Genomic DNA, 20,328 nt, shown 5'->3' with positions numbered 1-20,328 from the left:
CAAGCCATGTCCTTCACTTTTGGAATGAGCTATGTCTACTGCAAAACTGACCCGCCGCGAACAGCGCGCACAGGCCCAACACTTCATCGACACCCTGGAAGGCACCGCTTTCCCGAACTCGAAACGCATCTACATTTCCGGCTCGCAGGCCGATATCCGCGTCCCGATGCGCGAAATCCAGCTTAGCCCGACGCTTATCGGCGGCAGCAAAGAGAATCCGCAGTATGAAGACAATGAAGCCGTACCGGTGTATGACACCTCCGGCCCGTACGGCGATCCCTCTGTTACGATCAACGTTCAGCAGGGTCTGGCAAAGCTGCGCCAGCCGTGGATTGAGGCGCGTAACGACTGCGAAGAACTCAGCGTACGCAGTTCTGCGTACACCAAAGAACGCCTGGCCGACGACGGTCTGGACGCGCTGCGCTTTACCGGCCTGCTGACGCCAAAACGTGCCAAAGCGGGCAAATGCGTGACCCAGCTGCACTACGCCCGCCAGGGGATCGTCACGCCGGAGATGGAGTTCATCGCCATCCGCGAGAACATGGGCCGCGAGCGTATCCGCAGCGAAGTGCTGCGCTACCAGCATCCGGGAGAGGGCTTTGGCGCGCGCCTGCCGGAGAACATCACGCCGGAATTTGTGCGTGACGAAGTGGCCGCCGGGCGCGCGATTATCCCCGCCAACATTAACCACCCGGAATCCGAGCCGATGATTATTGGCCGCAACTTCCTGGTGAAGGTCAACGCTAACATCGGTAACTCGGCCGTCACCTCCTCCATCGAAGAAGAGGTTGAAAAGCTGGTCTGGTCAACGCGCTGGGGCGCGGACACGGTAATGGACCTCTCCACCGGCCGCTACATTCACGAAACCCGCGAGTGGATCCTGCGTAACAGCCCGGTTCCGATTGGCACCGTCCCGATTTATCAGGCGCTGGAGAAGGTCAACGGCATTGCCGAAGACCTGACCTGGGAAGCGTTCCGCGACACGCTGCTAGAGCAGGCCGAGCAGGGCGTCGACTACTTCACCATTCACGCGGGCGTGCTGCTGCGCTACGTGCCGATGACCGCGAAGCGTCTGACCGGTATCGTCTCGCGCGGCGGTTCCATCATGGCGAAGTGGTGCCTCTCCCATCACCAGGAAAACTTCCTCTACGAACACTTCCGCGAGATCTGCGAAATCTGCGCCGCTTATGACGTCTCCCTCTCGCTGGGCGACGGCCTGCGCCCGGGCTCCATCCGTGACGCCAACGACGAAGCGCAGTTTGCCGAGCTGCACACGCTGGGCGAACTGACCAAAATCGCCTGGGAGTATGACGTGCAGGTGATGATTGAAGGCCCGGGACACGTGCCGATGCAGATGATCCGCCGCAACATGACCGAGGAGCTGGAGCACTGCCACGAAGCGCCGTTCTACACCCTGGGGCCGTTGACCACCGATATTGCGCCGGGTTACGACCACTTCACGTCAGGCATTGGCGCGGCGATGATCGGCTGGTTCGGCTGCGCCATGCTCTGCTACGTGACGCCGAAAGAGCACCTCGGCCTGCCAAACAAAGAGGACGTGAAGCAGGGGCTGATTACCTACAAAATTGCCGCCCACGCGGCGGATCTGGCCAAAGGCCACCCGGGCGCGCAAATCCGCGATAACGCCATGTCGAAGGCGCGCTTTGAATTCCGCTGGGAAGATCAGTTCAACCTGGCGCTGGACCCGTTCACCGCCCGCGCCTACCACGACGAAACCCTGCCGCAGGAATCGGGCAAAGTCGCGCACTTCTGCTCCATGTGCGGACCAAAATTCTGCTCGATGAAAATCAGCCAGGAAGTGCGCGACTACGCCGCCACGCAAACCATTGAAGTGGGTATGGCGGACATGTCTGAAACCTTCCGCGCCAAAGGCGGCGAAATCTACCTCAAAAAAGAGGAGGCGTAATGTACCAGCCCGATTTCCCACCCGTCCCCTACCGTTTAGGGCTCTATCCGGTGGTGGACAGCGTGGCGTGGATAGCGCGACTGCTGGAGGCAGGCGTTCGCACCCTCCAGCTTCGCATCAAGGATAAGCGCGATGACGAGGTGGAAGCCGATGTGGTTGCCGCCATTGCGCTGGGGCGTCGGTATAACGCCCGCCTGTTTATCAACGACTACTGGCGGCTGGCCGTTAAGCACCGGGCGTACGGCGTGCATCTGGGTCAGGAGGACCTGGAAACAACGGATCTGAGCGCAATCCGTGAAGCCGGGCTGCGTCTTGGCGTGTCAACGCACGATGACATGGAGATCGACGTGGCCCTGGCGGCCCGTCCCTCATACATCGCGCTCGGTCACGTCTTCCCGACGCAAACCAAGCAGATGCCCTCCGCACCGCAGGGTCTGATGCAGCTGGCGAGTCACGTTAAACGCCTTGCCGATTACCCCACCGTCGCCATCGGCGGAATCAGCCTTGAACGTGCCCCGGCGGTGCTGGAGACCGGCGTCGGCAGCATCGCCGTCGTCAGCGCCATCACCCAGGCTGCAGACTGGCGGTCCGCCACCGAACAGCTTTTACAGCTGGCAGGAGCCGGTGATGAATGATCGCGACTTTATGCGCTACAGCCGTCAGATCCTGCTGGAGGATATCGCCATCGACGGCCAGCAAAAACTGCTCGCCAGCCGGGTGCTGATTGTTGGCCTGGGGGGATTAGGTGCACCCGCCGCGCTCTATCTGGCAGGTGCGGGTATCGGCACGCTGGTGCTGGCCGACGACGATGAGGTCCACCTCAGCAATCTGCAGCGGCAAATCCTCTTTACTACCGACGATATCAACCAGCCGAAAGCGAAAATCACCCGGCAGCGGCTGAACCTGCTTAATCCGGATATCGAGCTGATTGCCTTACAGGAGCGTCTTAGCGGTGAAAGCCTGCACCGTGAAGTCGCCCTTGCCGACGTGGTGCTGGACTGTACCGACAACATGGCGACGCGCCAGGCGATCAACGCCGCCTGCGTGGCAAATCATACGCCGCTTATCACCGCCAGCGCGGTGGGGTTCGGCGGGCAAATGATGGTTCTGACGCCACCGTGGACGCAGGGCTGCTATCGCTGCCTGTGGCCGGACGATGCCGAGCCGACGCGCAACTGCCGTACGGCGGGTATTCTGGGTCCGGTGGTCGGCGTGATGGGCACCATGCAGGCGCTGGAGGCGATCAAGCTGCTCAGCGGCATGGAGACGGAACGCAATACGCTGCGGCTGTTTGATGCCCGCTCCAGCGGCTGGCGCCAGCTGGCGTTACGCCGCGCCAGCCGCTGCCCGGTATGCGGAGGCCGCGATGCGCATTCTGTTTAACGATGAGCCGATGAGATGCGACGACGGGCTTACCGTTGCCGGACTGCTCGACAAGCTGCGTCAGCTCAAGCCGGGAACGGCGCTGGCGCTCAATCAACAGATCCTGCCGCGCGAGCAGTGGGAACATCAGCAGGTCAATGAAGGCGACCAGATCCTGCTGTTTCAGGTTATCGCAGGGGGCTGAGATGTTACGTATTGCCGATAAGGTTTTTGATTCGCATCTGTTTACCGGAACCGGAAAATTCGCCTCGCCGCAGCTGATGGTGGAGGCCATTCGTGAAAGCGGCAGCCAGCTGGTGACGCTGGCGCTCAAGCGCGTGGATCTGCGCCATCACAGCGATGCCATTCTGGCTCCGTTGCTGGAAGCAGGCGTGACGCTGCTGCCCAACACCTCCGGAGCGAAAACCGCCGAAGAGGCGATTTTCGCCGCACAGCTGGCGCGTGAAGCGCTCGGCACCGGCTGGCTGAAGCTGGAAATCCATCCGGATGCCCGCTGGCTGCTGCCCGACCCGATTGAAACGCTGAAAGCGGCTGAAAAGCTGGTTCAGCAAGGATTTACCGTTCTGCCTTACTGCGGGGCCGACCCGGTGCTGTGCAAACGTCTGGAAGAGGTCGGTTGCGCCGCCGTCATGCCGCTGGGGGCCCCCATTGGCTCCAACCAGGGGCTGGAAACCCGCGCGATGCTGGAAATCATTATTGAGCAGGCTACCGTGCCGGTGGTGGTTGATGCGGGCATTGGCGTGCCCAGCCATGCCGCGCAGGCGCTGGAAATGGGGGCTGACGCGGTGCTGGTCAATACGGCTATCGCGGTTGCCGACGATCCGGTCATGATGGCGCGGGCATTCCGCCTGGCCGTAGAGGCCGGCCTGCTGGCAAAGGGATCCGGCCCCGGCTCGCGCAGTTTCCAGGCGCAGGCCACCAGCCCGCTGACCGGTTTTCTGGAGGCGATCTCATGAGCACGTTTACCGAGCGCTGGCGACAGCTTAACTGGGACGACATTGCCCTGCGCATCAACAGCAAAACGGCGGCTGACGTGGAGCGCGCGCTGCATGCCCGTCAGCTGACCCGCGAGGATCTGATGGCCCTGCTCTCCCCGGCGGCCAGCGCGTACCTCGAACCGATGGCTCAGCGAGCGCAGCGGCTCACCCGCCAGCGTTTTGGCAACACGGTGAGCTTCTACGTGCCGCTCTATCTCTCCAACCTGTGCGCCAATGACTGTACCTACTGCGGCTTCTCCATGAGCAACCGCATCAGGCGTAAAACCCTTGATGAGGGTGAGATTGCCCGTGAGTGTGCAGCCATCCGTGAAATGGGCTTTGAACATCTTCTGCTGGTCACGGGCGAGCATCAGGGGAAAGTGGGAATGGACTATTTCCGTCGGCATCTTCCTGCCATTCGTCGTCAGTTTGCGTCGTTGCAGATGGAAGTGCAGCCTCTGTCGCAGGGGGAGTACGCGGAGCTCAAAACGCTCGGGCTGGACGGCGTTATGGTCTATCAGGAAACCTACCACGAGGCGACGTACGCCCGGCACCACCTGAAAGGCAAGAAACAGGATTTCTTTTTCCGCCTGGAAACGCCGGACAGGCTGGGTCGCGCCGGCATCGACAAAATCGGTCTGGGTGCGCTGATCGGGCTCTCCGACAGCTGGCGGGTGGATTGTTACATGGTGGCGGAACATCTGCTGTGGCTTCAACAACGCTACTGGCAGAGCCGTTATTCCATCTCCTTCCCGCGCCTGCGTCCCTGCGCGGGAGGAATTGAACCGGCTTCTCTGATGGATGAACGCCAGCTGGTGCAGACCATCTGCGCGTTTCGCCTGCTTGCCCCGGAAGTGGAATTATCGCTCTCAACGCGCGAGTCCCCGGCGTTTCGCGATCGCGTTATCCCGCTTGCGATTAACAACGTCAGCGCATTTTCCAAAACGCAGCCTGGCGGCTACGCCGACGATCGTCCGGAGCTGGAACAGTTTGTACCGCATGATGGCCGACGTCCGGAAGCGGTCGCTGCCGCCCTGACGGCGCAGGGTCTTCAGCCTGTCTGGAAAGACTGGGACAGCTGGCTGGGAAGAGCCTCGCAGTGACGTTGAAACGCACTGCAACACGTTAAAAAATTATCGAGGCGCAACGAAAAGGCAAAACCGGAGGATTGTCAGCGATCGTCCGGTTTTTTAATGTCACACGGTCAGCAACGGAAGCTGACCAGGGCGAAAAGCTTCTTCCTCGTTTCGCCCTGCCTCTGGTGCATTGCACAAACGGTCCCAGCCAGTTTAATAAGTATTTTCTTAATGGTTCTTAAGATAAATCATCCCGTCAGAAATCGTGTGCCGTATAATTCACCGCTAACCGCAGGACAGCGACTATGCTGAGAGGATATCGGCAGACGAAAAGTATTCACCATCAGGAACGATGTACAGCTCATGGCACTTCACAGCAAAAAGCTCTCTTTTACCCGGCCCATTATGCTCAGCTTCGCGGGGATCCTCTGCAGTTTTGCGGTGATCGCGATCGCAGTGACGCTTTCGCAACGGAAGGATTTTCTTGAGGATTATCATAAGATCAATAGCAACTTCACGCACAACCTGGCGGTGAACTACACCGAATCTATCCTGCGTGAAAACGACTATATCCTGGGCCGTTCCGCGATGTACTTTGCGCGCGACGACAGGTTAAACGAGACGCTCAACGTCAATCCGACGCAGGGACTGCAGATGATGATGCATCTGCAGAACCTGATGCCGACCGTCTCCTCCATCTCGCTGGCGGACACGCAAGGGCATTATCTCCGCGCACCGGAAGTGCTCTCCACGGAGACGAGTAAAACCTTCGATCCCCGGACGCGACCGTGGTTTGTCGCTCAGGCGGAAGCCAGCATCTTTAGCCACTATACCCGTCCTTACATGGACTACTTCACCGGTCATCCGACGGTGACCCTTTATAAACCTTTGATTTCGCCTGAAGGGAGACTGAAGGGAACGCTCGCTTTCCATCTCGATTTGACCTCAATGGGCTTCACCCTGCGCCAGATGGTGGCGCCCGTTCAGGGGGAATTCTTCGTCGTCGAACGCGATGGTGCCGTGGTGCTGCATCCGGATACCGGCGCGCTCTTCAAGCAGTATGTGAGCGAAGCGCTGATGGATAAAATGACCAGCGGCGAAGGTCATCTTTACGACAAGAAAAGCAACGCCTGGTATTACTACTATTCGTTTACCAACCCGGACTGGTTTGTCATCTACCGGGTATCCGGCGCGACGCTTACTGATATTACCCGCCACGAAACGACAATCGTTGGCTGGGGGTTTGCGCTGGCGGCCATCATCATCATTCTCTTCGGCTTATACCTCCGCCACGCCTCGCGTAGCGTGCTGATGCACATTATCAATGCCATCAAAACCGGCGATGTCAGCGAGGCGCCGCGCCTGGAAGCGATGCTGAGCCACACGATTCAGTCCAATAAAGAGCGCGAAATGGCGTATGTGCGCCAGGCCACCCACGATGCGCTGACGGGCTGTAAAAACCGCCGCGCGTTCGACAGCGATGTCGCAGAGCTGCTGAATACCCAGCAGCCTTTCGCGATGGCGCTGGTGGATATCGATAACTTCAAGTCAATTAACGACACGCTGGGTCACCTGACCGGTGATATCGTTCTGCGCAACGTGGCTCGGGAAGGGATCCAGATTATGCAGCCACATCATGTTTCGGTTTACCGTTATGGTGGAGAAGAGTTCGCGGTCATCTTCCAGGCGGAGCAGATGTCTTCCGCGCTCTCCTTGCTCGAAGCATGGCGTACCGCCGTTGAAAATCGCGTCTGGCGGGAAGAAAACCTGCGGGTTACGTTCAGCGGTGGTCTTGGGGAGTGGCATTTTGAGCCGCTGGAACAATTCGTCGGAAGCGTTGATAACGCCCTCTACAGCGCCAAACAGCAGGGAAAAAACCGCATCATTCGCACATCCATCAGCTAATCCTCTCTCCTTCACCCTGCCCGTTTCGACGGGCCGGGTACCCGCCAGTGTAAAATTGTAACCGGTTTCAGAAAATCACCTGTTTCTTTGTGATGCCTGACACACAATCGCGGTAAAGCGGTTGTTGAAGCGGTCTGCACGGGATAATTATCAATAAACACATGTAGATCGAGGCTGATTATGAAGAACATCGTTTTATGCTGTGCAGCGGGAATGTCAACCAGCATGCTGGTTCAACGTATGAAAGACGCCGCGCAGAAAAAAGGGGTTGAAGTCACCATTAAAGCCGTTCCGGTTGCGGAGTTTAAAGACAACATCGCGACGGCCGACATCGTATTACTGGGGCCACAGGTTAAATACGAGCAGGCTAAATTACAGGCACAGGCCGACCCGTTAGGTAAAAAGGTCGCGGTGATCGACATGATGGATTACGGCATGATGAAAGGTGATGCCGTACTGGATAAAGCGCTCAAACTTCTGGAGTCATAATGGAAGACTTAGAAACCACGATTATGGAACTGCTTGTTAACGCAGGTGCAGCGCGCAGTGCGGCCCTGACGGCGTTGCAGATGGCGCGTAAAGGTGAGTTTGACAAAGCTGAAAAAGCGATGGAAGAGTCGCGTGAATATGTGAAGCATGCGCACACCATACAGACGCAGCTTATTGGTCTTGATGAGGGGACCGGGAAACTTCCGGTTAACCTGATCACCGTCCACTCTCAGGATCACCTGATGAACGCCATGGTCATTCAGGACCTGGCAGGCGATATGATTGAGCTTTATCGCCGGATCCCGTTAGTGAATTGAAAACATGCAGATGTAAAAAAACCCGCCGAGGCGGGTTTTTTATTAGCGGCTCAACGATTACTCGTTGTCGGAACCACCCAGACCTGCGTTCAGCAGTTCTGCCAGGCTCGCGGATGCATCTTCAGCAGTCACCTGCGGTGCAGCTGGCAGTTCGCCCGCAGCACGACGACGCATACGATCCTGATGGTACGCATAACCGGTACCAGCCGGGATCAGACGACCCACGATAACGTTCTCTTTCAGACCGCGCAGTTCATCACGTTTACCTGCAACAGCGGCTTCGGTCAGGACACGAGTCGTTTCCTGGAACGATGCTGCAGAGATGAAGGACTCGGTTGCCAGAGACGCTTTGGTGATACCCAGCAGATCGCGCGAGAAGGTCGCACCGATTTTGCCGTTCGCTTCCAGTTCGCGGTTAGCGATCTTGACGCGTGAGTATTCAACCTGCTCGCCTTCCAGGAACTCGGAGCTGCCCGCGTTTTCGATGGTTGCTTTACGCAGCATCTGACGAACGATAACTTCAATGTGCTTATCGTTAATCTTAACGCCCTGCAGACGGTAAACGTCCTGTACTTCGTTGGTGATGTAACGCGTTACCGCGTGTACTCCACGAAGACGCAGAATGTCGTGCGGTGCTTCTGGACCATCGGAAACCACGTCACCACGTTCTACACGTTCACCTTCGAACACGTTGAGCTGACGCCACTTAGGAATCATCTCTTCGTACGGTTCGCTGCCATCTACTGGCGTGATAACCAGACGGCGTTTACCTTTGGTCTCTTTACCGAAGGAGATGATACCGCTGATTTCAGCCAGGATTGCAGGCTCTTTCGGACGACGCGCTTCGAACAGATCCGCAACGCGTGGCAGACCACCGGTGATGTCCTTGGTACCGCCGGATTCCTGAGGAATACGCGCCAGGGTGTCACCAGAGCTGATCTGTACGCCATCTTCCAGCTGTACAATCGCTTTACCCGGCAGGAAGTACTGCGCAGGCATATCGGTACCCGGGATCAGAACGTCGTTACCCTGAGCATCAACGATTTTCAGTGCAGGACGCAGATCTTTACCACCAGTAGTACGTTCAGCAGAATCCAGAACCACCAGAGAAGACAGACCGGTCAGCTCGTCTGTCTGACGAGTAATGGTCTGGCCGTCAATCATGTCAGTGAAGCGGATGAAACCACTTACTTCGGTGATAACCGGCATGGTGTGTGGATCCCAGTTTGCAACGGTTTCACCGCCGGCAACCTGCTCGCCATCACCTTTCGCCATAACCGCACCGTAAGGCACTTTATAGCTCTCTTTGGTACGACCGAATTCGTCGATCAGCTTCAGCTCGGTGTTACGGGAAGTGATAACCAGTTTACCGCTGGAGTTCACAACCGACTTCGCGTTGCTGAGCTTGATGCTACCTTTGTTTTTCACCTGGATGCTGGATTCAGCAGCCGCACGAGATGCCGCACCACCGATGTGGAACGTACGCATCGTCAGCTGTGTACCCGGCTCACCGATGGACTGTGCCGCGATAACGCCGATGGCTTCACCTTTGTTGATGATGTGGCCACGCGCCAGGTCACGACCGTAGCAGTGTGCACATACACCAAAGTCGGTGTCACAGGATACAACGGAACGGACTTTCACGGAGTCAACAGAGTTCGCTTCCAGCAGGTCACACCAGTGCTCGTGCAGCAGCGTGTTGCGTGGAACCAGAATGTCTGCCGTACCCGGCTTCAGAATGTCTTCCGCGGTTACACGACCCAGAACGCGATCGCGCAGTGGCTCTTTAACATCACCACCCTCGATAACCGGGGTCATGGTGATACCTTCGAGGGTGCCACAATCGTCTTCGGTCACAACCAGGTCCTGCGCAACGTCAACCAGACGACGCGTCAGATAACCGGAGTTCGCTGTTTTCAGTGCGGTATCCGCCAGACCTTTACGCGCACCGTGCGTGGAGATGAAGTACTGGAGTACGTTCAGACCTTCACGGAAGTTCGCGGTGATTGGCGTTTCGATGATGGAGCCATCTGGCTTCGCCATCAGACCACGCATACCTGCCAGCTGACGAATCTGTGCTGCAGAACCACGCGCACCGGAGTCGGCCATCATGTAGATGCTGTTGAAGGAAACCTGCTGCTCTTCAACGCCGTCACGGTTAATCACGGTTTCGGTCTGCAGGTTATCCATCATCGCTTTGGATACACGATCGTTCGCCGCGGCCCAGATATCGATAACTTTGTTATAGCGTTCGCCCGCGGTAACCAGACCAGACTGGAACTGCTCCTGGATCTCAGCAACTTCAGCTTCCGCTTCAGAGATGATCTCGTGTTTCTTCTCTGGGATGACCATGTCATCGATACCAACAGATGCACCTGAACGCGCTGCATACGCAAAGCCGGTGTACATTGTCTGGTCAGCGAAGATAACGGTCGGCTTCAGACCCAGAATGCGGTAACAGGTGTTCAGCATTTTGGAGATCGCTTTCTTGCCCAGCGCCTGGTTGACGATGGAGAAAGGCAGACCTTTCGGTACGATCATCCACAGAATGGCACGGCCAACGGTCGTGTCTTTCAGGCTGGTTTTCGCAACGAATTCGCCGTTTGCATCTTTTTCGTATTCGGTGATACGCACTTTAACGCGCGCATGCAGAGAGGCCAGGCCAGCGCGATAAATACGCTCAGCTTCTTTCGGGCCAGTCAGCACCATGCCTTCGCCTTTGGCGTTAACACAGTCACGGGTCATGTAGTACAGACCCAGTACAACGTCCTGAGAAGGAACAATGATTGGCTCACCGTTCGCTGGAGACAGGATGTTGTTGGTAGACATCATCAGCGCACGCGCTTCGAGCTGGGCTTCCAGCGTCAGCGGTACGTGAACAGCCATCTGGTCACCATCGAAGTCGGCGTTATATGCCGCACAAACCAGCGGGTGCAGCTGGATAGCTTTACCTTCGATCAGGACCGGCTCAAATGCCTGGATACCCAGACGGTGCAGGGTTGGTGCACGGTTCAGCAGTACCGGGTGTTCGCGGATCACTTCGTCCAGGATATCCCAAACGACAGCTTCTTCACGCTCAACCATTTTCTTAGCGGCTTTGATGGTGGTGGCCAGGCCACGCAGTTCCAGCTTGCCGTAGATGAATGGTTTGAACAGCTCCAGTGCCATTTTCTTCGGCAGACCGCACTGATGCAGACGCAGGTATGGACCTACGGTGATTACAGAACGACCGGAGTAGTCAACACGCTTACCGAGCAGGTTCTGACGGAAACGACCCTGTTTACCTTTGATCATGTCGGCCAAAGATTTCAGAGGACGTTTGTTAGAACCGGTGATCGCACGACCGCGACGACCGTTATCCAGCAGGGCATCTACCGCTTCCTGCAGCATACGTTTTTCGTTGCGTACGATGATGTCCGGGGCAGCCAGATCCAGCAGACGTTTCAGACGGTTGTTACGGTTGATCACGCGACGATACAGATCGTTCAGATCGGACGTTGCGAAACGACCACCATCCAGCGGAACCAGTGGACGCAGATCTGGCGGCAGAACCGGCAGAACGGTCAGGATCATCCACTCTGGCTTGTTACCAGACTGAACGAACGCTTCCAGCAGTTTGATACGCTTGGTCAGCTTTTTACGCTTGGTTTCGGAGTTGGTTTCGTTCAGCTCTTCACGCAGCTGCTCGCACTCTTGCTCCAGATCCATGCTCTTCAGCAGGGCCTGAATAGCTTCCGCACCCATCTTCGCGTCGAATTCGTCACCGAACTCTTCCAGCGCGTCCAGATACTGCTCTTCAGTCAGGATCTGATGACGTTCCAGGTTCGTCATCCCGCCTTCGATAACCACATAAGATTCGAAGTACAGAACACGTTCGATATCACGCAGCGGCATATCCAGCAGCAGACCGATACGGGACGGCAGGGATTTCAGGAACCAGATGTGAGCAGTCGGAGACGCCAGCTCGATGTGGCCCATACGCTCACGGCGTACTTTGGTCTGGGTCACTTCAACGCCGCACTTCTCACAGATCACACCACGGTGTTTCAGGCGCTTGTACTTACCGCACAGGCACTCGTAATCTTTTACTGGCCCGAAAATACGCGCACAGAAAAGGCCGTCACGCTCAGGTTTGAACGTACGGTAGTTGATGGTTTCCGGCTTTTTAACTTCACCGAAAGACCATGAACGGATCATGTCTGGCGAAGCCAGAGCAATTTTGATCGCATCAAACTCTTCGGTTTTAGTCTGCGCTTTCAGAAACTTTAATAAATCTTTCACGGATTTGCTCCCGTCGGAGTTAGCACAATCCGGTGCCGGGGATTAACCCGGCACCAGTGACCTGTTTGAGCGAGAATTACTCGTCTTCCAGTTCGATGTTGATACCCAGCGAACGAATCTCTTTCAACAGTACGTTGAAGGATTCTGGCATGCCCGGTTCCATCTGATGGTTGCCGTCCACGATGTTTTTATACATCTTGGTACGACCGTTCACGTCATCAGACTTAACGGTGAGCATTTCCTGCAGGGTGTATGCCGCGCCGTATGCTTCCAGCGCCCACACTTCCATCTCCCCGAAGCGCTGACCACCGAACTGTGCCTTACCACCCAGCGGCTGCTGAGTAACCAGGCTGTAAGAACCGGTAGAACGAGCGTGCATCTTGTCGTCGACCAGGTGGTTCAGTTTCAGCATGTACATGTAACCTACGGTTACCGGACGTTCGAACTGTTCACCAGTACGGCCGTCAAACAGCGTAATCTGACCAGACGTTGGCAGACCACCCAGTTGCAGCAGCTCTTTAATTTCAGCTTCTTTTGCACCGTCGAATACCGGCGTTGCAATTGGCATACCTTTGCGCAGGTTTTCTGCCAGACGCAGCACTTCTTCATCGCTGAAGGTGTTCAGGTCGACTTTCTGACGCACGTCGGTACCCAGATCGTAGGCACGCTGGATGAATTCGCGCAGTTTCGCGACTTCCTGCTGCTGTTTCAGCATGGCGTTAATCTTGTCGCCGATGCCTTTCGCAGCCATACCCAGGTGAGTTTCCAGGATCTGACCAATGTTCATACGAGACGGTACGCCCAGTGGGTTCAGTACGATATCTACCGGCGTACCGTTAGCATCGTGCGGCATATCTTCGATCGGGTTGATCTTAGAGATAACACCCTTGTTACCGTGACGACCTGCCATCTTATCACCAGGCTGGATCTGACGTTTAACAGCCAGATACACCTTAACAATCTTCAGCACGCCTGGTGCCAGATCGTCGCCCTGAGTGATTTTGCGGCGTTTCGCTTCGAGTTTTTTCTCGAACTCGTGTTTCAGTTCGTCATACTGCTCAGCCAGCTGTTCCAGCTGATTTTGTTTCTCTTCGTCGGTCAGGCCCAGTTCCAGCCAGCGATCGCGTGGCAGTTTGTCGAGCTTCTCAGCTTCAACGCCACCGGCAACCAGCACCGCATAGATACGGCTGAACAGACCCGCTTCGAGGATCTGCAGTTCTTCAGACAGGTCTTTCTTAGCCTGTTTGAGCTGCATCTCTTCGATTTCCAGCGCACGCTTATCTTTCTCAACGCCGTCACGAGTGAAGACCTGAACGTCGATAACCGTACCGGAAACACCGTTTGGTACGCGCAGAGAAGAGTCTTTAACGTCAGACGCTTTCTCACCGAAGATGGCACGCAGCAGTTTCTCTTCTGGCGTCAGCTGGGTTTCACCTTTAGGCGTAACCTTACCTACCAGAATGTCGCCGCCGGTCACTTCCGCACCGATGTAAACGATACCGGATTCATCCAGTTTGGAGAGCGCAGCTTCACCCACGTTAGGGATGTCAGCGGTGATCTCTTCTGGCCCCAGCTTGGTGTCACGGGACACACATGCCAGTTCCTGAATGTGGATGGTGGTGAAACGATCTTCCTGAACCACACGCTCGGAGACGAGGATGGAGTCTTCGAAGTTGTAACCGTTCCACGGCATGAACGCTACGCGCATGTTCTGACCGAGCGCCAGTTCACCGAGGTCGGTGGACGGACCGTCTGCCAGCACGTCGCCGCGCTCAACTGGCTCACCCAGAGATACGCAAGGCATCTGGTTGATACAGGTGTTCTGGTTAGAACGGGTGTATTTGGTCAGGTTATAAATGTCGATACCTGCTTCGCCCGGATACATCTCGTCTTCGTTAACTTTGATAACGATACGGGATGCGTCGACGTACTGAACGGTACCGCCACGCTTAGCAACTGCAGTAACACCGGAGTCAACGGCAACAGCACGTTCCATACCGGTACCAACCAGCGGCTTATCAGCGCGCAGAGTTGGAACGGCCTGACGTTGCATGTTCGCACCCATCAATGCACGGTTGGCGTCATCGTGTTCCAGGAACGGGATCAGGGACGCACCGACGGATACCACCTGCTGGGTGGATACGTCCATGTAGTCAACCTGGTCGCGGCTGAACAAGCTGGATTCGCCTTTGCTACGGCAGGTCACCAGATCTTCTACAAAGTGGCCTTCGTCATCCAGGTTGGAGTTCGCCTGAGCGATAACGTAGTTGCCTTCTTCGATAGCAGACAGGTAGTGAATTTCGTCGGTTACAACACCGTCAGTCACTTTACGGTACGGCGTCTCAAGGAAACCGTATTCGTTCGTCTGTGCGTACACGGACAGGGAGTTGATCAGACCGATGTTTGGACCTTCAGGCGTTTCGATTGGACATACGCGACCGTAGTGCGTCGGGTGTACGTCTCGAACTTCAAAGCCTGCGCGTTCACGGGTCAGACCGCCTGGGCCGAGTGCAGAGATACGACGTTTGTGCGTAATCTCAGACAGCGGGTTGTTCTGGTCCATGAACTGAGACAGCTGGCTGGAACCAAAGAACTCTTTCACTGCTGCAGAAATCGGCTTGGCGTTGATCATATCCTGAGGCATCAGGGTATCCAGATCGCCCAGAGACAGACGCTCTTTCACCGCACGCTCTACACGCACCAGGCCAACGCGGAACTGGTTTTCCGCCATTTCGCCGACGGAACGGATACGACGGTTGCCGAGGTGGTCGATATCGTCCACTTCGCCTTTACCGTTACGGATATCGATGAGCTTCTTCATCACTTCGATGATGTCGTCTTTGCTCAGGATACCGGAACCTTCAATTTCGTCGCGCAGCAGAGAACGGTTGAACTTCATACGACCAACCGCAGACAGATCGTAGCGGTCTTCGGAGAAGAACAGATTCTCGAACAGGCTTTCCGCCGCTTCGCGAGTTGGTGGCTCACCAGGACGCATCATGCGGTAGATTTCAACCAGCGCACTCAGACGATCGGTCGTTGGGTCGACGCGTACAGTCTCAGAGATGTACGGACCGTGGTCCAGATCGTTGGTGAACAGCGTTTCGATACGTTTGTGGCCAGCCTGACTCAGCTTAGCCAGCAGATCCAGGCTCAGCTCCATGTTCGCCGGGCAGATCAGCTCGCCAGTTGATTCATCAACGTAATCTTTCGCGGCTACTTTTCCTGCAATGTATTCAACCGGAACTTCGATGTGTTTGATATCATCTTTTTCCAGCTGGCGGATGTGGCGCGCGGTGATACGGCGACCTTTTTCCACATACACTTTGCCGTCGGCTTCGATGTCGAACGACGCGGTCTCACCACGCAGACGTTCCGGCACCAGCTCCATCTGCAGCTTGTTGTCGCGGATTTCAAAGATCACTTTCTCAAAGAACAGGTCCAGGATCTGCTCAGTGGTATAGTTCAGTGCACGCAGAATGATGGTTGCAGGCAGTTTACGACGACGGTCGATACGGACAAACAGGTTGTCTTTTGGATCGAACTCGAAGTCCAGCCAGGAACCACGGTAAGGAATGATGCGTGCGTTATACAGTACTTTACCGGAAGAGTGTGTTTTACCTTTATCGCTGTCGAAGAAGACGCCCGGGCTACGATGCAGCTGGGAAACGATAACACGCTCAGTACCGTTGATAACGAAAGTACCGTTGTCAGTCATGAGTGGAATTTCACCCATGTAGACTTCTTGTTCTTTAATGTCTTTTACGGTGCCTTCCGGCGCTTCGCGCTCGTAGATCACCAGACGCAGTTTTACGCGCAGCGGTGCGGAATAGGTCACGCCACGGATCTGACATTCCTGAACGTCAAACACCGGTTCGCCAAGGCGGTAGCTGACGTACTGCAGCTCGGAGTTACCGCTGTAGCTCTGAATCGGGAACACGGAGCGGAAGGCTGCTTCCAGACCGTACTGCCCTTCAGGATCTTGCTCGATAAACTTCTGGAACGAGTCAAGCTGGATAGAAAGGAGATATGGAATGTCCAGAACTTGTGGACGTTTACCAAAATCCTTACGAATACGTTTTTTCTCGGTATAGGAGTAAACCATAGGGTTCCTCAGCTCGCTGACAAGTCGACCCATCTGTCCGACGAAGGGACAGTTTGTGCAACACCATTTTGTGGACCGGAAAATTGAATACTTTCCGCAATACCTGTTGCTATCACGCTTAAATCATTTCGTCGCGATTTACACAGAGCGAGCACCCTGTCGCAATATATTAAGTCGTCGATAGAAACATGCATTGTCAGGACAATCAGCAGTCAAACAGTGTGAAATGCTACTGATGCCTTACAGCGCAAAAAGGCTGGTGACTAAAAAGTCACCAGCCATCAGCCTAATGACTTAGGCTGCAACCAGAAAAGTTGGCTTATTTAACTTCAACTTCAGCGCCAGCTTCTTCCAGAGATTTTTTCAGTGCTTCTGCGTCGTCTTTGCTCACGCCTTCTTTCAGCGCAGCTGGAGCAGATTCTACCAGGTCTTTAGCTTCTTTCAGACCCAGGCCAGTTGCGCCACGTACTGCTTTGATAACAGCAACTTTGTTCGCGCCAGCAGCTTTCAGAATTACGTCGAATTCAGTTTTTTCTTCAGCAGCTTCAGCCGGGCCCGCAGCTACAGCTACAGCAGCAGCAGCAGAAACACCGAATTTTTCTTCCATTGCAGAAACCAGCTCTACAACGTCCATTACGGACATAGCTGCTACTGCTTCAATGATTTGATCTTTAGTGATAGACATTTAAATTGTTCCTGAAAATCAGAATAAGTTTATACGTAAGCAAATGCTTTATAAAGATAACTGCGATTAAGCAGCTTCTTTCGCATCGCGTACAGCAGCCAGAGTGCGAACCAGTTTGCCAGCCGCAGCTTCTTTCATGGTTGCCATCAGGCGTGCAATTGCTTCTTCGTAGGTCGGCAGGGTTGCCAGGCGATCGATTTGCGATGCCGGGATCAACTCACCTTCAAAGGCTGCAGCTTTGACCTCAAATTTTGCATTCGCTTTCGCGAACTCTTTGAACAGACGAGCAGCAGCGCCCGGGTGTTCCATAGAGTATGCAATCAGGGTCGGACCAACAAACGTGTCTTTCAGGCACTCGAACTGAGTACCTTCAACTACGCGGCGCAGCAGGGTGTTACGAACAACACGCATGTATACGCCAGCTTCACGACCTGCTTTACGCAGTTCAGTCATTTTGTCTACAGTAACGCCACGGGAATCCGCAACTATTGCAGACAGCGCGCCTTTGGCTACTTCGCTGACTTCAGCAACAATCGCTTGTTTGTCTTGAAGATTTAAAGCCATTAGCTTTGCTCCTGGATGTTTGCCGGAACTCATGTTCCGGAACTCACTTCACTCTTCCCAACGGAAAGAGCGTCTTAATACGGTGAGCAGAAACAAGCCAGAGTATCCAAAAATAATCTTAGCGTTCTGTCACCGTCTACGCAGGGGATTAAGTCTCTTGCGAAACACCTGCGGTCTTCGACGGAGGCCTGGATTAGGCCAGGCTCCAACGAACAAATCTTTTAGCCGCTAACTTTTGTTAGCAAACGTGGGGGTAAGATTGTAGACAAAATCACCGCCCACGTAAAGGCATTAGTTTGCAGCAGCGCTCAGGCCAGCCTGGTCAACTGCAACACCTGCACCCATGGTGGTGGAGATGCTAACTTTCTTGATGTACACGCCTTTCGCCTGAGTTGGTTTTGCTTTTTTCAGCGCAACCAGCAGAGCTTCCAGGTTTTCTTTCAGTTTGTCAGCGTCAAAGTCCACTTTACCGATGGTGGTGTGGATGATGCCGTTTTTGTCGTTACGATAACGAACCTGACCTGCTTTAGCGTTCTTAACCGCTTCAGCAACGTTAGGCGTTACAGTACCCACTTTCGGGTTTGGCATCAGGCCGCGTGGACCCAGAACCTGGCCCAGCTGGCCAACAACGCGCATTGCATCTGGAGAAGCAATAACAACGTCAAAGTTCATTTCGCCTTTCTTGATCTGATCAGCCAGATCTTCCATACCTACCAGTTCAGCGCCGGCAGCTTTAGCAGCTTCAGCGTTTGCACCCTGAGCAAATACAGCTACACGAACGGAACGGCCAGTACCGTGTGGCAGTACAGTTGCGCCACGAACGTTCTGATCAGATTTACGCGCGTCGATGCCCAGGTTAACGGCAACGTCAACGCTTTCAACGAACTTAGCAGTTGCCAGTTCTTTCAGCAGAGCGATAGCTTCGTTGATGTCGTACTGTTTGGTCGCATCAACTTTGTCACGGATCACGGACATGCGCTTGGTCAGTTTAGCCATTTCTTAGTCCTCCACTACCAGGCCCATGGAACGTGCAGTACCTTCGATTGAGCGAGTCATCGCTTCAATGTCGGCACCAGTCATGTCGGCAGCTTTGGTCTGCGCGATTTCCTGCAGCTGAGCGCGGGAAATTTTACCCACTTTGTCTTTGTTCGGTTTACCGGAACCAGACTTGATACCAGCCGCTTTCTTCAGCAGAACTGCTGCTGGAGGGGTTTTGGTAACGAAAGTGAAAGAACGGTCAGCGTAAACAGTGATTACGACTGGGATTGGCAGACCTTTTTCCAGGGATTCAGTTTTTGCGTTGAACGCTTTACAGAATTCCATGATGTTCACACCCTGCTGACCCAGAGCTGGACCAACTGGTGGACTTGGGTTCGCCATACCAGCTGCAACCTGCAGCTTGACGTAGGCTTGTACTTTCTTAGCCATTCTAAAATCCTCTGATTGGGTAATAGCGCCTCAGCGAGGCTCCCCGTGAATAAAATTCGTTTTACGGGCCGGGCCCATAAAAACAAAAGGCGCGAAATTGTATTCCAATCTCGCGCCCTGTGCAACGATTAAATCGTCGCTTTTTTGATCGCTGCTTAGGCTTTTTCGACCTGAGCAAAGTCCAGTTCTACCGGAGTCGCACGACCGAAGATAGATACAGAAACTTTCAGGCGGGACTTCTCGTAGTCCACTTCTTCAACGACGCCGTTAAAGTCAGCAAACGGACCGTCATTAACACGCACCATTTCACCCGGTTCAAACAGCGTTTTCGGACGCGGCTTATCACCAACCTGCTGCAGGCGGTTCATAATCGCATCCACTTCTTTGTCGCTGATTGGCGCCGGACGGTCAGACGTGCCGCCGATAAAGCCCATCACGCGCGGTACGCTGCGCACCAGGTGCCAGCTCGCGTCGTTCATCACCATCTGAACCAGCACGTAACCCGGGAAGAATTTGCGTTCGCTTTTGCGACGCTGGCCGCCACGGATCTCGACCACTTCTTCGGTCGGAACCATAACTTCGCCAAATAACTCTTCCATGTTGTGTAATTTGATATGCTCACGCAGCGACGTTGCTACGCGGCCTTCAAAACCGGAAAACGCCTGAACGACGTACCAGCGCTTTTTAGGGGCTTCAGACATCTCAGAACCTCAGGCCAGTGATAAAGGATACCAGGCGAACCAGAATACCATCCAGTCCCCACAGGATCAGTGACATTACAGCGGTAACCGCCGCTACGATCAGCGTGGTGTGCAATGTTTCCTGGCGAGTCGGCCAAATTACCTTACGGACTTCGGTACGCGCTTCGCGAGCAAAAGCGACAGTCGCTTTGCCTTTCGTCGTCAACAGCGCGACACCACCCGCTGCAGCAATCAGAATTACCACTGCAAGCGCGCGTAGCGGCAGCATCATGTCACGATAAAGGTAGTTGCCGACAATCGCTACGATCAGCAGAACGGCTACTACTACCCATTTCATCGCTTCCAGGCCGCGCCCGCTCCCTTGAGCTTCGGTATTCGCACTCATAAACCAACCTGTCAGAAGTATTCTACAAACATTTTCACCCCGCGATTGCGAGGCAAACCAAATCGAAATGCTAATTCGCTTTTCGAATTATACGCTCTCTGCAGA

Annotated in this window: 17 protein-coding genes; 9 read left to right on the top strand and 8 right to left on the bottom strand. The window is 54.9% G+C overall.

Annotated elements, in window-relative coordinates; translation table 11 throughout:
- Positions 1–31: 31 nt before the first annotated feature.
- The 9 genes from thiC to ACMGGQ_RS22220 all read left to right on the top strand — a co-directional run bounded on the left by thiC (position 32) and on the right by ACMGGQ_RS22220 (position 8,074).
- The gene (gene thiC / locus ACMGGQ_RS22260; RefSeq protein ID WP_045909517.1) at positions 32–1,927 is read left to right on the top strand and encodes a phosphomethylpyrimidine synthase ThiC; all 1,896 of its coding nucleotides are present in this window, start codon (positions 32–34) and stop codon (positions 1,925–1,927) included.
- On the top strand, positions 1,927–2,562 hold the full coding sequence (thiE, locus tag ACMGGQ_RS22255) for a thiamine phosphate synthase (RefSeq protein WP_126535173.1): 636 nt from the start codon (positions 1,927–1,929) through the stop codon (positions 2,560–2,562). The genes thiC and thiE overlap by 1 nt, the downstream gene beginning before the upstream one ends.
- Positions 2,555–3,310 carry a HesA/MoeB/ThiF family protein gene (locus ACMGGQ_RS22250; protein WP_248223598.1) on the top strand — a complete coding sequence of 252 codons (756 nt, stop codon included), beginning with the start codon at positions 2,555–2,557 and terminating at the stop codon, positions 3,308–3,310. Before thiE ends, ACMGGQ_RS22250 begins: the two co-directional genes overlap by 8 nt.
- Positions 3,294–3,494 carry a sulfur carrier protein ThiS gene (thiS, locus tag ACMGGQ_RS22245; RefSeq protein ID WP_334756190.1) on the top strand — a complete coding sequence of 67 codons (201 nt, stop codon included), beginning with the start codon at positions 3,294–3,296 and terminating at the stop codon, positions 3,492–3,494. Before ACMGGQ_RS22250 ends, thiS begins: the two co-directional genes overlap by 17 nt.
- A gap of 1 nt (position 3,495) precedes the next feature.
- A complete protein-coding gene (thiG, locus tag ACMGGQ_RS22240; RefSeq protein ID WP_420290519.1) occupies positions 3,496–4,266 on the top strand; it encodes a thiazole synthase in 771 nt (256 codons plus the stop codon).
- Entirely contained in the window at positions 4,263–5,390 is a 1,128-nt protein-coding gene (gene thiH / locus ACMGGQ_RS22235) for a 2-iminoacetate synthase ThiH (protein WP_420290518.1), read from the top strand. Before thiG ends, thiH begins: the two co-directional genes overlap by 4 nt.
- A gap of 336 nt (positions 5,391–5,726) precedes the next feature.
- Positions 5,727–7,268: a sensor domain-containing diguanylate cyclase gene (locus tag ACMGGQ_RS22230; protein ID WP_420290517.1), complete on the top strand. Its 1,542-nt coding sequence runs from the start codon at positions 5,727–5,729 to the stop codon at positions 7,266–7,268.
- A 180-nt stretch (positions 7,269–7,448) separates the two neighbouring features.
- A complete protein-coding gene (locus tag ACMGGQ_RS22225; protein WP_008503456.1) occupies positions 7,449–7,757 on the top strand; it encodes a PTS sugar transporter subunit IIB in 309 nt (102 codons plus the stop codon).
- Positions 7,757–8,074, top strand: coding sequence for a PTS lactose/cellobiose transporter subunit IIA (locus ACMGGQ_RS22220; RefSeq protein WP_248037428.1), 318 nt, complete (start codon positions 7,757–7,759; stop codon positions 8,072–8,074). The genes ACMGGQ_RS22225 and ACMGGQ_RS22220 overlap by 1 nt, the downstream gene beginning before the upstream one ends.
- Positions 8,075–8,131: 57 nt before the next feature.
- On the opposite strand, the gene rpoC is transcribed toward ACMGGQ_RS22220, so the two are convergent.
- The 8 genes from rpoC to secE all read right to left on the bottom strand — a co-directional run bounded on the left by rpoC (position 8,132) and on the right by secE (position 20,223).
- A complete protein-coding gene (gene rpoC, locus ACMGGQ_RS22215; protein ID WP_045909523.1) occupies positions 8,132–12,355 on the bottom strand; it encodes a DNA-directed RNA polymerase subunit beta' in 4,224 nt (1,407 codons plus the stop codon).
- Between the two features lie 76 nt (positions 12,356–12,431).
- The gene (gene rpoB / locus ACMGGQ_RS22210) at positions 12,432–16,460 is read right to left on the bottom strand and encodes a DNA-directed RNA polymerase subunit beta (protein ID WP_045909524.1); all 4,029 of its coding nucleotides are present in this window, start codon (positions 16,458–16,460) and stop codon (positions 12,432–12,434) included.
- Positions 16,461–16,779: 319 nt separating this feature from the next.
- Positions 16,780–17,145, bottom strand: a complete 366-nt coding sequence (rplL, locus tag ACMGGQ_RS22205) for a 50S ribosomal protein L7/L12 (protein WP_002445276.1) — start codon at positions 17,143–17,145, stop codon at positions 16,780–16,782.
- A gap of 66 nt (positions 17,146–17,211) precedes the next feature.
- Positions 17,212–17,709 carry a 50S ribosomal protein L10 gene (rplJ, locus tag ACMGGQ_RS22200; protein ID WP_420290516.1) on the bottom strand — a complete coding sequence of 166 codons (498 nt, stop codon included), beginning with the start codon at positions 17,707–17,709 and terminating at the stop codon, positions 17,212–17,214.
- 291 nt (positions 17,710–18,000) lie between these two features.
- Complete coding sequence (gene rplA / locus ACMGGQ_RS22195; RefSeq protein WP_006810530.1) at positions 18,001–18,705, bottom strand: 50S ribosomal protein L1; 705 nt, start codon at positions 18,703–18,705, stop codon at positions 18,001–18,003.
- Positions 18,706–18,708: 3 nt separating this feature from the next.
- Positions 18,709–19,137, bottom strand: coding sequence for a 50S ribosomal protein L11 (rplK, locus tag ACMGGQ_RS22190; RefSeq protein WP_008503452.1), 429 nt, complete (start codon positions 19,135–19,137; stop codon positions 18,709–18,711).
- 155 nt (positions 19,138–19,292) lie between these two features.
- The gene (gene nusG, locus ACMGGQ_RS22185; RefSeq protein ID WP_003862341.1) at positions 19,293–19,838 is read right to left on the bottom strand and encodes a transcription termination/antitermination protein NusG; all 546 of its coding nucleotides are present in this window, start codon (positions 19,836–19,838) and stop codon (positions 19,293–19,295) included.
- Between the two features lies 1 nt (position 19,839).
- The gene (gene secE, locus ACMGGQ_RS22180; protein WP_003862342.1) at positions 19,840–20,223 is read right to left on the bottom strand and encodes a preprotein translocase subunit SecE; all 384 of its coding nucleotides are present in this window, start codon (positions 20,221–20,223) and stop codon (positions 19,840–19,842) included.
- Between the last annotated feature and the right edge of the window lie 105 nt (positions 20,224–20,328).

Origin of the sequence: Enterobacter sp. BNK-13, from assembly GCF_048685015.1 — a bacterium.
Taxonomy (GTDB): domain Bacteria; phylum Pseudomonadota; class Gammaproteobacteria; order Enterobacterales; family Enterobacteriaceae; genus Enterobacter; species Enterobacter quasiroggenkampii.
Note: the sequence above shows the minus strand (reverse complement) of the source record. Positions and strands in the feature narration are given on the sequence as shown.